The organism is Streptomyces iakyrus, from assembly GCF_000717055.1.
Lineage (GTDB): Bacteria > Actinomycetota > Actinomycetes > Streptomycetales > Streptomycetaceae > Streptomyces > Streptomyces iakyrus.
The window spans coordinates 393,523-406,723 of record NZ_JNXI01000004.1 but is presented as its reverse complement, the minus strand read 5'-3'; the positions used below and the strand labels follow the sequence as shown (position 1 = coordinate 406,723).

The following is a 13,201-nucleotide window of genomic DNA, read 5'->3' as shown; positions in this document are numbered from 1 at the left end:
AGACTCACTGGTCGTCCTCCTTGTGCTCGGCCGGGGCGGGCGTCCGGGCTGAAGGCTCCGTCGGTCCGTCGGCCGCACGTTCTTGTGATGCACGGCCGCGGTGGCACCGGCGAGCCCGGCAACCAGGTCGTACGGGTAGAGCACGGGGACCGCGGCCAGTGGGGGCGGCTCCGGGAGTCGAACAGGCACTGATGAGGCTCTCGTTCCGGAAAATGTACGGCTCAGACTCCCTCTCGCAGAATATTTTGCGGTGATCCATTGACCAGGGCCAAGACGCCCGGATAGAAACATCGCGACCAGGATCGCGATCGTCAGTCCGGTCCTCACAGCTCTGCCCGGGGGATTTCGCTTTGCCGCACACAGATGCACTTCGTCCTGCCCGCGTCCTCGTGGTCGAACCCGCCTCCTCCGGAGGCGCCACCCTGATCGGCGTCGCGGCCGAGATGGGGCTGCGGGTCGTCGTCGCCACCGCCGACTCCGGCGACCGCCGGCTGTCCGACGCCGTGCGCGCGGCGGCCGACTCGGTGCTGACGGTGGAGACCAACGACCAGGCCGCCCTCGAAGGGGCCGTGCTCGCACTGCCCCCGCCCAGCGCGTGGGCCTCGCCCTGTCGGTCGCCGGGCTCTGCGGTCTGCTCTGCACCGTGCCCATCGGCCGGCTCGCGGACCGGCTCGGCGCGGGCCGGGTGCTCACCGCCAACTTCCTGCTCGCTGCCGTCGGCTTCACCGCGTACTGCCTGGTGGACGGCTTCGCCGCGTTCCTCGCGGTCGCCTGTGCCATCGCGGTCCTGGAGACCTCGGCGGGCGCGCTCCAGGCATCGCTCACCGACGCGCTGGTGGGCGAGGCCGAGCGGGTCAGGGTGAGCGCGCAGATGCGCAGCCTGTTCAACCTGGGCTTCCTCGGTGGCGCCGCACTGGCCGGAGCCGCCATCGCGGCCGGCACCCCGACCGCCCTGTACGCCACGGTCCTCGCCAACGCGGCCCTCCAGCTGGTCTCCGTCGCCGTGCTGCTCGGGATGCGGCTGCCCGCGGGCGCCGGGCCCCTGGCCACCGCCGTCGAGGCGCCGGGCGGGGTGCTGCGCAGCGCCGCGCTGCGGGACGTGCGCTACGTGGCGGTCGCGCTGGTGTGCGGCGCCTTGGAGCTGTACCACCCGCTGCTGACGGTCGGTCTGCCGCTGTGGATCGTCACCGCCACCGACGCGCCGGCGCTGCTGGTGTCGGGACTGCTGATCCTGGACACCGTGCTGGTGCTGTTGTTCCAGGTCGCGGTCAGCAAGGGCGCGCGTACCCCGGCGGGAGCGGCACGTATGCTGCGCTGGGCCGGATGGGCGCTGGGGGCGTCCTGCCTGGTCTTCGCGGTGAGCGGGGGGCACGGCGCGCTCCTGGACAGCGTGGCCCTGCTGGGCGGCGCGCTGGTGCTCGTCCTCGGCGAGCTGTACCAGGCGTCGGCGAGCTGGGGCCTGTCCTTCGGGCTCGCCCCGGCGGGTCGGCAGGGCGAGTACCAGGCGGTGTTCTCCCTGGGGCGCGGGTTCCAGCAGTTCGCCGGGCCGTGGCTGATGACCTCCCTGGTCGTCGGCGCGGCGGGGACCGGCTGGCTGGTCCTCGCCGCGCTCTTCGCCCTGCTCGGGCTCGCCGCGCCGCCGTTGGTGCGCGGCCTGGAGAAGGCCCGTGCGCGGACGGAGCCGGCTGCGGCCTGAGCGGCCGGCCGGCACCCGTCCGGACCACAACTGTCACACCCGTTCCGACCGAAACAAGTAGGCGAGCACCATGACCGTACAGCGACGACACGACCCGGACGAGCGCGGCTTCGCCAGCGACAACTACGCGGGTGTGCACCCCGAGATCCTTGCGGCGATCGCCGTGGCCAACGGCGGCCATCAGGTCAGCTACGGCGCCGACGTCTACACCGAGCGCCTCCAGGACGTGGTGCGCGGCCACTTCGGCCCCACCGCGCACACGTACCCGGTCTTCAACGGCACCGGCGCGAACGTGGTCGCGCTCCAGACCATGCTCGACCGCTGGGACGCCGTGGTCTGCGCCGAGTCGGCCCACGTCAACGTCGACGAGGGCGGGGCGCCCGAGAAGGTCGCCGGGATCAAGCTCCTGACGGTGCCCGCATGGGACGGCAAGCTCACCCCTGACCTGATCGACCGTCAGGCATGGGGCTTCGAGGACGAGCACCGGGCCAGGCCGAGGGTCGTCTCGATCGCCCAGTCCACCGAGCTCGGCACCTGCTACACGCCGGACGAGATCCGTGCCATCTGCGACCACGCGCACGGCCTCGGCATGCTCGTCTACCTGGACGGCGCCCGGCTCGCGAACGCGGCCGCCACCCTCGGCGTGTCCCTGCGCGAGATGACCACCGACGCGGGCGTGGACGTCCTCTCGCTCGGCGGCACCAAGAACGGGCTGCTCTTCGGCGAGGCAGTGATCGTGCTCAACGAGGACGCGGTGCGCGGCATGGCCCACCTGCGCAAGACGAGCATGCAGCTGGGCTCCAAGATGCGTTTCATGTCGGTGCAGTTCGAGGCGCTGCTCGGCGGCGACCTGTGGCTGCGCTCGGCGGCCCGCTCCAACGCGATGACCCAGCGGCTGTACGAGGCGGTGCGCGACCTGCCGGGCCTGGAGATCGCCCGCCCGGTGCAGGCCAACCAGATCTTCGCCGTCCTGCCTCCGGCCGTCACCGAGCGTCTCCAGAAGCGCTTCCGCTTCTACACCTGGGACGAACAGGCGGGCGAGGTCCGCTGGATGACCTCCTTCGACACCACCGAGGGCGACGTGGACGCGTTCGCGACGGCGATCGCGGAGGAGCTGGCGGCGGAGCGAGGGCAGGGGGCGGCGGGCGCGCTGTCCGTGGCGGAGCGCGAGGAACTGGTGCAACTGCGCCGCAAGGTCCGCGAGATGGAGGAGACGATCGACCTGCTGGGGAAAGAGCCTGCCCTCTCCGCGAAGCGCAGGACGAAGTAGCCGGCGGCGAAGGCGAAGGTGGCCGGGGAAGGAATCGCCCCGGCCACCCGAGCCTGCGCCTGCGATCAGGCCGCCTGCTCGCTCGCCAGTTTCTTCGCCGCTGTGATGCGCTTGGGCTCCTGGATGTTCTGGGTCCCGGCCCCCTTGCCGGGAGTGATTCTCCACTGCCTGAGGGTCTGCGCGACCTGGGCGAGCTTCGCCGACCCCGGGGGGACGTCGACGAAGAAGGTCGACTCCTTGGCCGGCTCCATGTCGCCGCCCCATCTGATGACACCCTGCAACTCTGCGAGGATGTCCCGGATCGCCGTGACCTGGTAGGGGAAGAGATTTCCCTTCACGCCGAGTGGACAGTTCTCCGGGTACAGTGCCAGCGCTGTACCCGACAGATGGTTGGATTCGAAGTCCGCCTTCACGTGCAGAGCATCGCTGTAGCCGATGATCTGGCCGCGGTCCGCTTCGAGTTCGGTGACGTCGTAGTGGAAGCGTTGTGCCACATAGGACAGGACTGTGCCCACGTCTCCCTCGCGCAGGGTGACTTGGAGATTCGTTCCCGGAATGTCGCAGGTGGCGGTGCCCGAGGAGCCTTGGGCGAGGACATCCCAGCCGTTGGCCGATCTCGACTTGCGCCACGAGTTGTCGGCAGCTTGGGCGGTGAGGGGGGTGAGAAGGCCTTCCCCGGTGGTGAGCAGTGCCGCTCCGGCCACGACCCCGGTGAATTGTTTCAGCACGCTGCGGCGCGAGAACTTGGCGTTCATGAAGTAACTCCAGGAGATTGTCCGACACGCTTGCGCAGGAATACGGAGGTGCCGGCCGAGACGAGGCCGGAGCCCGCCAGCAGGCACACGACCACGGTGATCGACATCGAGACGTACTCCACGGTGGACCCGTCGGAGTACAGGCAGGAACTGCGAAGGGGCCAGTACTGCTGCTTGATGGCCGCCAGTTCGGCTCCGGCGTCGTTCCGGCTCTTGCACAGTTCGGGAAAGGGACCTCCCAGGCTGACCGAGAACCAGCCGTAGCAGTACAGCGCCACCGCCAGGGAGAAAAGGATCAGGGCGATGAGCGCGTAGACCTTCGCCACAGGCAGCGGCGGGTGGTTCAGCAGGATGAGGATCACTACGACGCCCACCACCGCGGTGACCGCGCTGACGACGAGCAACGCGCCCATCAGGACCATGTGTGCTACCTCTTTTCCGCCTTCTGCGCGGCAAGGAACTCCGCTCGGCGGGCCACTTGCTGATCGATGAGATTCTGCAGTGTCTCGGTGAAACCGGCGTAGAACTCGCTCATGACGGAGTCGGACTCGTTCCACGGCTCCTTACCCAGGGGGCAGTTCCGCTGGATGAGGAGCGCACGGGTGGAAGACAGCAGGGTGTCGTCGATCTGGTCCTCCAGGAATGCCTTCGCCGTCGTTCCGATGTTGCTCGTGACACCCCCGAACCGGTACAGCTTGAAGTCGCTGAACCGTGTCAGATGTCCTGTGCCGATGAGGATTCTCTTCAGTTCGTCGACGATGGTCGTCCCGCTGTTGTCCTTCAGGCGCTGAGCGACCAGGAAGCCGTCGATGTCCTCGATGAGGTCGCCCAGCGCGAACGTCGATGCCACATCGGGGCGGCACAGCGTCTTGCGACAGAAGTCCAGCGGTGACGCGTTGTCCGAGCGGCTCCACTCGCCGTAGAAGGTGAGCAGGTCTCCGCCCCAGCTCGCCAGTTCGGCGCGGTTGGCCTTCCCCACTCCGGCATTTCCCTTGAGGAAGTACCCACTGGCGCTCGCCACCAGGTGGTCCGGATTGATGACGACACCCATGGACGGGTCCGCGTAGGCGAGGTCTCTCGACCGGCCGATCCCCCGGCCGGAGGCGTAGGTGATGAACGCGTCGTCCACCTCTCCGAACAGCGCTCTCCAGCGGGAGTCGGTGTACTTGTCCCAGCGCATGAACTGCAAGGAGAGTTCGTCCGGATCGCCCTTGCCGTAGGAGACCGCGGCGTCGTAGACCTGCTGGACGTAGGCGATGAACTCTTCGGCCGCCGAGGTGCCCGTGTCGTTGACCGACTTCTGACCGAAGTCGGATCCGGGGCGGTGCGCCACCCGGTCCAGTCCGAAGGTGTCCGACCCGCTGGCGAAGTCGAACTCCTTGATCTGGTTGAACGTCCAGTTCTGCGGCAGGGGGAAGCCGAGGTTGCCGGAGAATCCGTAGGACATACCGGAGACGTACGCGTACGGTACATAGGCGCCCCCGGAAACGCTGGCGCACACGTTTCGTGAGCCGTAGACGCCGGCTATGTACTTGCTGCCATTGCTCTTGAGGGCGTCGTTCACACCGGAGAAGTAGTCGATGATCCGGTCCATGTCGGCCGCGGTGGCGTCGTAGTCGACCGCGAAGTAGATGACCGTGCTCCTGTTGAAGCCGTACCCCTCGGCCCGGCCGTGCGCAAGGCTGCCATGCAGGTAGCCGTTGCTGTACTTGAAGTCAGCGAGACTGCTCGCGTCGTACTGCCAGATGGGTATGACGCTCAGCCCGGCGGAGAAGATGGCCTCCAGCTCGCCCGGCTGGATCTCCTTGTTGAGGGTGCTTCCGGCCGGCTCGTCGAGGTAGCGGCCCACGGCGCGGTATCCCGCGTCGTAGAGGGCCGCCGCCCGCTCGGCGGTGATGGTGAAGCGGGTGTCGCAGGCGTTGACCGGGCGATCGGGGTTGCCGTAGGAGACCAGCAGCTGTGCCCAGGTGTCGAAGTCGGCCTTGCCGGTCTCGCTGATCGCGGAGAAGCTCTGGAACTTCTTGACCCAGTCCGTGAGGTCCGCGTCGAAGGTGTTGCCGAACGTGGCGATGTCACCACTGGTGTTGGAGGGGCCGTTCGCCACGCACGCGCCGGTGAAGAGCTGCACCCACGTGCCGCTGTCGCCCTGCGCGAGGGTGTGGGCCTTCAGGCCGGCGACGGTGCCGGGACCGAACACACCGGTGGCCTGGTCCTCGGGGATGCCCGACTCGTACTGGATCCCCTTCATCAGCGCCTGCTGGGCGTCCCGGGAGAAGAATCCGTCGCACGGGCCGATGAAGAACGTGGACTTCTCGAAGTAGCGGCCGTTGAGCCACTGCTGCATGAAGCGGATCTGTTCCAGTCCGCCGGACAGGAATATGTAGGCGTCCATGGTCAGCAGGGCCTTGAACACCTTGGGGCGTACGGTGCCGTCGAGGTAGACCGCCGAAAGACCCATGTGCTGCATCATCGTGTTGATGCCGGTCTGGGTCGCCTGGGACATCTGCCCGTCGATGGCGCCGGCGCTGTAGCCCTTGCAGTACATCGCGCACTGGATGATCTTGACGATGTTCTCGTTGGACTCGCCGACCTTGATGGAGCCCTTGGCCTGAAGCGTCGACAGCGTCGTCGGCCCGAACGCGTTGGACAGTGCGGTGATGCCGAGTTCGTGTTGCAGCGCGCGCGTCAGGGAGTACATGGTGTTCCAGCCGGTCTTGCCGTCTTCCGTGACAAGGTTGTAGCCGGAAACGTTCTTGTAGGTGGCGTTGACCCATTTCTGAGCTTGGAGCACCATTTCGTCAGCCATGGCGACAAGCAGCCCTTCGTTCTGTTACCGGTCGGTGATGGGGGTGAACTCGTCGACGAATATCTTCGGTTCCTGCGGAATCGGGCCCATGTCCCTGGAGCCGATCACCGCTTCGTCCCGGCCGGTTTTTCCCGGGGGGACGTCCTGAAGCCAGAAGCGGTTGTAGGCGGTCCAGCCCTTGCCGTCGGCGATGCTGATCTGGACCGAGTACGTCGTATTGCGCTCGTAGGTGTTGGCCACCTCGATCTCGGTACGCACACCGTCGCTTTCCGGCGTGGCGCGTACGCGCAGGTCTCCGTACTCCAGGACTCGGGTACGGCCCTCGGGGTGGACCGAGGCCACCGGCGACGGGCGCGCCTGCGGACTGCTCTGCTCCGCGCTCGGAGTCGCCGGCCGCTGCGACGGGATAGGGGCCGGGCCGGCGGCCGCGTCCGTACACCCCGCGGCCAGCAGGCCTGCCGCGATCAGGCACAGGGCCCGCACCAGGCGCGATGCGGGCACTGCCGAGCCGCTCCTCATCGCGCGGAGGCCGCCATCTGCTTGCGCGCCGCGGCGACCTCCGTGCCGTACTGCTGCTTGATGGCGGTCAACTGGCTCCGGTCGTCGGCGATCTGCCGGTTCTGGATCGCCGACTCCACTGCGAACCAGATCTTCACCAGGCCGGTCTGCTCCTTGCAGTCGATGTCGTCGACCGCGAGGGCGATGGACTCCTTCGTCGGCTCGCCGTCCGCCGTGACGCCCTGGTCCATCGCCTTGTAAGGATCGGCGAGTCCCGCGTGCCCCTTGCCGGCCATGCAGGAGGACCACGCGGCGGTGGCCTTGACGACCTTCTCGTCCTTCATCGACTCCGTCAGGCTGTCCCCGGCGAGCTGCGCGACGACGACCGGGTCGGCGTCCTTCACACCGAGCCGGTCCTTGGACCACCCGATGCAGCCGCCCGGCTTCAGCGCCTTCCCGTTGTAGTCCGCCCGGGCGGGCTTCACGCCCTGGGCGGGGGCGGCGACCGGCTGACCCCCCTTGGCCGCCGCGGGAGCCTCGGGCTTGGTGTGACCGGTCAGGACCTCGACCTCGACCCCGGACAGATCACGCATGGCCTGCTCGGTGTGCTCCCGCAACGCCGGGGGCAGCTCGTAGCCGTACTTCTCGGCCTCGGCCCGGTCGGAAATGCCGTAACGGCGTTCGATGTTGGCATCGTTGTCGCTGGGCGGCGGGTTGGCGCCGGCCTTCGGCAGCGTCAGGTCGATGCCGTAGTCCTTCATGCAGGACTGCTGGAGATCACTTGCGGCCTGCTCGATGGTGACCTGGTCCTCGTAGGAGGCCATGTACGCCTCCAGCGGCAGAGTCAAGTTCTTGGTCAGGCCGGAAGTGGGAACCTTCTCGGGCCAGTTCTCCTTGTTCACGATCGGTTTGTCGTCGGCCGCGTTCTGGGTGGTGGCCGGGGCGGCGCCGGAGGAGCAGGCACCGACCAGGAGAGCCGAGGCGGTCAGGGCGACCGCGGTGGCCGTCCGCTTGATGCGCTTCACGCGGGTTCCTTCTTATGCAGTCTTATGCGAAGTGGGAGGAAGCGTTGTTGTTCTTCAAGGCGGTGATCAGGTTCGTGATGTTGCAGTCCCCGTACGGACCGTTCTTCGCGAAGTACTGAGAGGTGCCGCCGTAGCCGGAGCTGAAGTACACGCGGTAGTTGTCGTCCGGGGCGCAGTTCTGCACGGACGCCGCATTGTTCTTCATGTACTGGCCGTTGCCGTTGCCGCCATTGCCGAAGACGTACCGGTAGGTCGTCAGTGACGATCCCTGGTACTGGCTCGTGCCCCAGTGGTCGGACACGTTGCCGTAGAACGTCGTGTACGCCGACTTGATGTAGCCGCCCTGGACGGCGATGTCCTTGGAGTTGTAGAACAGCCAAAGATCGCCGTAGGAGCAGGTGATCCACGGGACGTCACAGTTGTCCGTAACGGTGTACTCGGCCGCGTTCGCCGGGTGGGCGGTCACCGTCACGGCCGCGAAGGACATGACGAAGGCGGCCGACTTGGCCCTGAAGCGGGCACTCCTCATCACAGCTCCATCAGTAGGTCACGGATGTGAAGAGGATCTTGGCCTTCCGGGCACTGTCATGACCATGAACTTTGCGTGATCTAGACCCGATGTACATCTTCAAGTTAGGTTAGGCTAAGTTAATAAAACTCCCGGGGCGTCCGGACCGGAACGGAGTGACCGCGTGAGCGTGACAGCAACCCGAGAAGAAGGTCCGTTCGCCTGGGCGCTGCCCTGGCCCGAGGACCTGCGCGGCAGCGTGGTCGTCGTCAAGTTCGGCGGGAACGCCATGGTGGACCCGGGGCTTCAACTGACCTTCGCGCAGGACGTGGTGGAGCTGTGGCACGCGGGCCTGCGGCCGGTCGTCGTGCACGGCGGTGGGCCGCAGATCAGCGCGATGCTCGACCGGCTCGGACTGGAGACCCGGTTCGAGGCCGGGCTGCGGGTGACCACGCCCGAGACCATGGACGTGGTACGCATGGTGCTGACGGGGCGCGTCCAGCGGGAGCTGGTCGGGCACATCAACGCCCACGGCCCCTTCGCGGTGGGGCTGACAGGGGAGGACGCGCACACGATGACGGCCGTGCGGCTGCCGGCCCGCGTGGGCGGTGAGACCGTGGACATCGGTCTCGTCGGCGACGTCGTGGACGTCAACCCGGCCATGGTGCGCGCCCTGTTGGAGCAGGACCACATCCCCGTCGTCTCCCCCGTGGCCCGGGGCGCGGACGGGCAGGTCTACAACGTGAACGCCGATCTCGCGGCCGCGGCCCTCGCCGTCGCTCTCGACGCGGAGCGGCTGGTGATGCTCACCGATGTCGAGGGGCTGTACGCGGACTGGCCGCGCAGTACCGAGGTCATCGGGCGTCTGACGGCCCGTGCGCTGGACGGACTGCTGCCCGGGCTGGCGAGCGGGATGCTGCCGAAGATGGAGGGCTGTCTGCGGGCCGTCCGCGGCGGGGTGCGCAAGGCGCACGTGGTGGACGGGCGCGTGCCGCACGCGGTGCTGCGCAGCGTCCTCGCCGAGACCAGCCCGGGCACCACCGTGGTGCCCGACGCCGTCACCAGGTCCTGATCAGGACGCGTGCGTCGCGCCGCGGGTCCAGGGACTGCGCCCAGGTCCGCGGCGCACGGTGCGCGGTCGTGGGCGTGAAGCCGTGGCGGAGGAACAGTCCGGCGCTCCCGGTGGTCGCCGTGAACAGGGCGCCGAGCGACCGGGCGCGCGCCGTGACGAGCGCCGCGCGTAAGAGCCCGGCTCCCGCTCCGCTTCCCTGCCGGTGTGCCGCCACGCAGAAGTTGTAGACGACGCCCGCGAGTTCACCGTCCTCCCGCGTGTCCGTGGGGTAGGCGCGCAGGCCCACGCAGCCGTCGAGCGTGCCATCAGGGGCCTGAAGGACCAGGAAGTCGGCCGCGTGGGAGGCGTAGAGGGCGACGGGGCGTTCGCGCAGTGCGCCGGAGCGCACGAAGGGCCGGGACAGGGCGGCGAGGGCGGCGGCCTCGTCCGGGCGGGCGGTGCGCGGGGCGGGCATCGCTGCGTCAAGGGCGCGGGGCAGCGCGGCAGGGCGCGGCATGGCCGTGGTCAAGGGGTTCCTTCCTCGGTTCCGGACCGGGGATCAGTCGAGCGGACGGCTCGGGCGGCCGGCGACGTACGCCTCCACCACCTCGATGTCGCCGATGCGCGAGGTGTCGACGCTCCGGGGGTCGTCGCCGAGGACGACCAGGTCGGCGTGTTTGCCGGGGGTGAGGCTGCCCAGGCGGTCGTCCCAGTGGCAGGCTCGGGCGCCGGCGACGGTGTGGGCGTGCAGGGCCTCATCGACGGTGACGGCTTCGTCCTGGCCGATGAGCTGCCCGGAGGCCGAGGCGCGCTCGACCATGAACTGGACGGCGCGCAGGGGCGATCCGTCGGCCACCGGCCGGTCGGAGCTGCCCACGAGGGGAATGCCGTGGTCCAGGAAGGCCCGGCCCCGGTACATCCAGGGCGCCCGTTCCTCGCCCATGATCGAGGCGTAGTCGTCGCCGAAGTACCGCAGGAAGTTCGGCTGGACGACCGCGCCGACGCCGAGCCGCGCCATGCGCGGGAGCTGGTCGGGCCGGATCAGTCCGGCGTGCTCGATGCGGTGGCGTGCCCCGGGCCGGGGCCGGATCCGCTGGGCGCGCTCGATCGCGTCGAGGGCGATGTCCGCCGCGCGGTCGCCGATCGCGTGCACGGCGAGCTGCCAGCCGGCGAGATGGCCGTCCACGATGAGGCCGGTGAGCGCCTCCGGGTCGTCCTGCAACTGCCCGGCGTGGCCGAGCCCTTCGTACGGGCTGGTCAGCGCGGCCGTCCGGGCCATCATGCCACCGTCGGTGTATACCTTCAGCGCGCCGACGGAGAGCCGGTCGTCGCCGAACCCGGAGCGCAGGCCGAGGTCGAGGGCGCGCGGGATGCCGTCGCTGTCGTGCGCGGCGACCGGGTTCAGCCGGTCCGCCGACACCATGAGCTGGACGCGCAGCGGCAGCAGGCGCTGGTCCCGGGCGAGTTGGTAGGCGCCGAGTTCGACGGGGCTGTGTCCGAACAGGGTGCCGCCGATGCCCGCTTCGGCGCAGGCGGTGACGCCCTCGGTGAGGCAGGTGCGGGCCGCGCGGCCGATCGCCTCGGCCAGATCCGCCTGGGAGTGCGGCAGACGCAGGGCGCGGGCGGCGCCCATGGCCTGCTCGGCGAGGAAGCCGTTCTCGTGCGGGATGCCGGCGGGGAGCAGGTCCAGGACGGCGGTGTTGACCACGCAGCCGTGCCCGGAGTCGTGCAGCAGGTAGAGCTTGCGTCCGTCGCTGACCTTGTCGAGGTCGGCGGCGGTCAGATGGCGGCCCAGGGCGCGCTGGTCGTAGCCGGCGATGCTCACCCAGTCGCCGGGTGCGCGAGTGCGGGCGACGGCCTCGGCCACGACCGCGAGCACGTCGTCGACGCGGGTGAGGCCCGCGATGCTCGGGGTGTTCTGCTTGAACCCGGTCCAGGCGAGGTGGACATGGGCGTCGATGAACCCCGGCAGCACCGTGGCGCCCTGGAGGTCGACGACCTCCCGGGCGGGCAGGGCGGTCACGGCCTCGTCGAGGCCCACGATCCGGCCCTGCCAGATGCCCAGGTCATGAGCGACCGGATGGTCCGGATCCATGGTGAGGAAACGGGCGTTGGTCAGCCTGGTGCACAGCATCGGCGGTGTCAGGCGTCCTGGGAAGCGGCGAGGGACCGGGGGCGCAGGTCCGTCCAGTGGGTCTCGACGTAGTCCAGGCATGCCTCGCGGGTGTTCTCGGCGAAGGCGACCGTCCATCCCCCGGGCACCTCGGCGAAGGACGGCCAGAGGGAGTGCTGGCCCTCGTCGTTCACCAGGACCAGGAACCGGCCGTCGTTGTCGTCGAAGGGGTTGGTGCTCATGCGCTGTGCCTCCTCGGAAGGCCAAGATTAGGTTAGGCTCGCCTAATTGACGGAGCTTAGCCTTTGGTCCTTCCCTCTCACAAGGAGACGTTCATGCACGTGGCCGCGGCCGACAGGGAGGGCGCGTTCGCCGGGTTCGGGCTGCCGGGCGCGCCCGGCGGTGAGGTGTTCTGGGCCGCGGTGGGGGCGCCCTCATCGGTGCCGGCCGAGGGCGGCGGTTGGGTGACCCTGTTCCTGTGGCGCGGGTCGTCGCCGGTGACCGTCGAGTTCGAGAGCTGGTCGGAGCCGGTCGCCCTGAGCCGCTGGAAGGACACCGACTGCTGGTACGCCGAGGTGTGCATGCCCGAACGGCTGCGCGTGACCTACCGGTTCGTGGCGGGGGACGTATCCCATGCCGATCCCTTCAACCCGGCCGGGGCGGGCGGCGAACGCTCCATCGTCGCGACGCCGGACGCCCCGGAGCAGCCGCACTGGCCCGTCCTCGGGGCCGATGCGGTGCTGCCCGTGCCGCGTACGCGGATGCGCTGGGCGAGTGAGCGGCTGGGCGGGCGGCGTACGGTGCGGGTGCATCCCGCGGGGGGTGGCGGGCCGGTGGTGCTGCTGCTCGACGGGGACGACTGGCTGTATCTGCATCCGGCCGTGACCGCGTTCGACGCGGCCGTGGCGGCCGGGGACATGCCGCCGGTCACGCTGGTGTTCCTGCCTGCCAAGGACCGGGCGGCCGAGTTCACGTGCCGGCCGGAGTTGTGGGAGGCGGTGCGCGACGAACTGCTGCCGCTGGTGGCGGAGTCGGGCGTCACCGCCGACCTGGAGCGGCTGGTGGTCGCCGGGCAGAGTCTCGGGGGGCTCAGTGCGGTGTACGCGGCGCTGGAGTATCCCGAGTTGGTGTCGCGGGTGGCGTGTCAGTCGGGGTCGTTCTGGTGGACGCCGGATGCCCTGCGGGCGGCTGATCCGTTGGGGGGTCCGGTCGGGGGTGTGATCGCCGAGCGGCTGCGGGCGGGTGTTGATCTCTCCGGGCTCAGGATCGCCTTCGACGTCGGGGCCCACGAGGACCGGATGCTGCCTCACTGCGAGCTGACCGAGGGCTTGGTGGAGCGGGCCGGGGCGACCGTGCGGGTCTCCCGGTCCGCGTCGGGGCATGACCGGGCCGGGTGGCGTCATGCGCTGCTCAGGGATGTCGGCTGGGCCCTCGGGTCGTAGTCGGGTGCGGGTGTGTCGGGGCCGGTCGCGCAGTTCC

Annotated in this window: 13 protein-coding genes; 4 read left to right on the top strand and 9 right to left on the bottom strand. The window is 69.3% G+C overall.

The features are described from left to right. Positions 1-595 precede the first annotated feature (595 nt). Positions 596-1,696, top strand: a complete 1,101-nt coding sequence (locus tag OO68_RS09930) for an MFS transporter (protein ID WP_033307840.1) — start codon at positions 596-598, stop codon at positions 1,694-1,696. Positions 1,697-1,766: 70 nt separating this feature from the next. Beyond that, positions 1,767-2,966: a threonine aldolase family protein gene (locus tag OO68_RS09925; RefSeq protein ID WP_033307839.1), complete on the top strand. Its 1,200-nt coding sequence runs from the start codon at positions 1,767-1,769 to the stop codon at positions 2,964-2,966. A gap of 65 nt (positions 2,967-3,031) precedes the next feature. Here the strand turns inward: OO68_RS09925 and OO68_RS09920 are convergent, their stop codons facing one another. From OO68_RS09920 to OO68_RS09895, 6 genes are read right to left on the bottom strand one after another with little or no spacing between them, the layout of a single operon-like run. Next, on the bottom strand, positions 3,032-3,721 hold the full coding sequence (locus OO68_RS09920; protein WP_033307838.1) for a hypothetical protein: 690 nt from the start codon (positions 3,719-3,721) through the stop codon (positions 3,032-3,034). Continuing rightward, positions 3,718-4,143 (bottom strand): hypothetical protein, encoded by a 426-nt coding sequence (locus tag OO68_RS09915; protein WP_033307837.1) that lies wholly within the window; start codon positions 4,141-4,143, stop codon positions 3,718-3,720. The genes OO68_RS09920 and OO68_RS09915 overlap by 4 nt, the downstream gene beginning before the upstream one ends. Before the next feature lie 5 nt (positions 4,144-4,148). Beyond that, positions 4,149-6,527: a glycoside hydrolase domain-containing protein gene (locus OO68_RS09910; RefSeq protein WP_033307836.1), complete on the bottom strand. Its 2,379-nt coding sequence runs from the start codon at positions 6,525-6,527 to the stop codon at positions 4,149-4,151. A 24-nt stretch (positions 6,528-6,551) separates the two neighbouring features. Then, the gene (locus OO68_RS09905) at positions 6,552-7,028 is read right to left on the bottom strand and encodes a hypothetical protein (RefSeq protein ID WP_033307835.1); all 477 of its coding nucleotides are present in this window, start codon (positions 7,026-7,028) and stop codon (positions 6,552-6,554) included. 14 nt (positions 7,029-7,042) lie between these two features. Continuing rightward, positions 7,043-8,050 carry a hypothetical protein gene (locus OO68_RS09900; protein WP_033307834.1) on the bottom strand — a complete coding sequence of 336 codons (1,008 nt, stop codon included), beginning with the start codon at positions 8,048-8,050 and terminating at the stop codon, positions 7,043-7,045. Between the two features lie 22 nt (positions 8,051-8,072). Then, positions 8,073-8,579, bottom strand: a complete 507-nt coding sequence (locus tag OO68_RS09895) for a hypothetical protein (RefSeq protein WP_051814562.1) — start codon at positions 8,577-8,579, stop codon at positions 8,073-8,075. Between the two features lie 169 nt (positions 8,580-8,748). Here OO68_RS09895 and argB point away from each other — a divergent pair, with 169 nt between their 5' ends. Further along, complete coding sequence (argB, locus tag OO68_RS09890) at positions 8,749-9,630, top strand: acetylglutamate kinase (protein ID WP_403551887.1); 882 nt, start codon at positions 8,749-8,751, stop codon at positions 9,628-9,630. Here argB and OO68_RS09885 read toward each other — a convergent pair. From OO68_RS09885 to OO68_RS09875, 3 genes are read right to left on the bottom strand one after another with little or no spacing between them, the layout of a single operon-like run. Continuing rightward, positions 9,617-10,138 carry a GNAT family N-acetyltransferase gene (locus OO68_RS09885; RefSeq protein WP_033307833.1) on the bottom strand — a complete coding sequence of 174 codons (522 nt, stop codon included), beginning with the start codon at positions 10,136-10,138 and terminating at the stop codon, positions 9,617-9,619. The genes argB and OO68_RS09885 overlap by 14 nt on opposite strands. A gap of 30 nt (positions 10,139-10,168) precedes the next feature. Beyond that, the gene (locus OO68_RS09880; protein ID WP_033307832.1) at positions 10,169-11,743 is read right to left on the bottom strand and encodes an amidohydrolase; all 1,575 of its coding nucleotides are present in this window, start codon (positions 11,741-11,743) and stop codon (positions 10,169-10,171) included. Between the two features lie 8 nt (positions 11,744-11,751). After that, a complete protein-coding gene (locus tag OO68_RS09875; RefSeq protein WP_033307831.1) occupies positions 11,752-11,964 on the bottom strand; it encodes an MbtH family protein in 213 nt (70 codons plus the stop codon). A 93-nt stretch (positions 11,965-12,057) separates the two neighbouring features. Here OO68_RS09875 and OO68_RS09870 point away from each other — a divergent pair, with 93 nt between their 5' ends. After that, positions 12,058-13,164, top strand: a complete 1,107-nt coding sequence (locus OO68_RS09870; protein WP_033307830.1) for an alpha/beta hydrolase-fold protein — start codon at positions 12,058-12,060, stop codon at positions 13,162-13,164. Positions 13,165-13,201 lie beyond the last annotated feature (37 nt).

Coding starts and splice junctions, on each gene's coding strand:
- OO68_RS09925 (WP_033307839.1), top strand. CDS start 1,767: ATGACCGTACAGCGACGACACGACCCGGACGAGCGCGGCTTCGCCAGC.
- OO68_RS09920 (WP_033307838.1), bottom strand. CDS start 3,721: ATGAACGCCAAGTTCTCGCGCCGCAGCGTGCTGAAACAATTCACCGGG.
- OO68_RS09915 (WP_033307837.1), bottom strand. CDS start 4,143: ATGGTCCTGATGGGCGCGTTGCTCGTCGTCAGCGCGGTCACCGCGGTG.
- OO68_RS09910 (WP_033307836.1), bottom strand. CDS start 6,527: ATGGCTGACGAAATGGTGCTCCAAGCTCAGAAATGGGTCAACGCCACC.
- OO68_RS09895 (WP_051814562.1), bottom strand. CDS start 8,579: ATGAGGAGTGCCCGCTTCAGGGCCAAGTCGGCCGCCTTCGTCATGTCC.
- OO68_RS09880 (WP_033307832.1), bottom strand. CDS start 11,743: ATGCTGTGCACCAGGCTGACCAACGCCCGTTTCCTCACCATGGATCCG.
- OO68_RS09875 (WP_033307831.1), bottom strand. CDS start 11,964: ATGAGCACCAACCCCTTCGACGACAACGACGGCCGGTTCCTGGTCCTG.
- OO68_RS09870 (WP_033307830.1), top strand. CDS start 12,058: ATGCACGTGGCCGCGGCCGACAGGGAGGGCGCGTTCGCCGGGTTCGGG.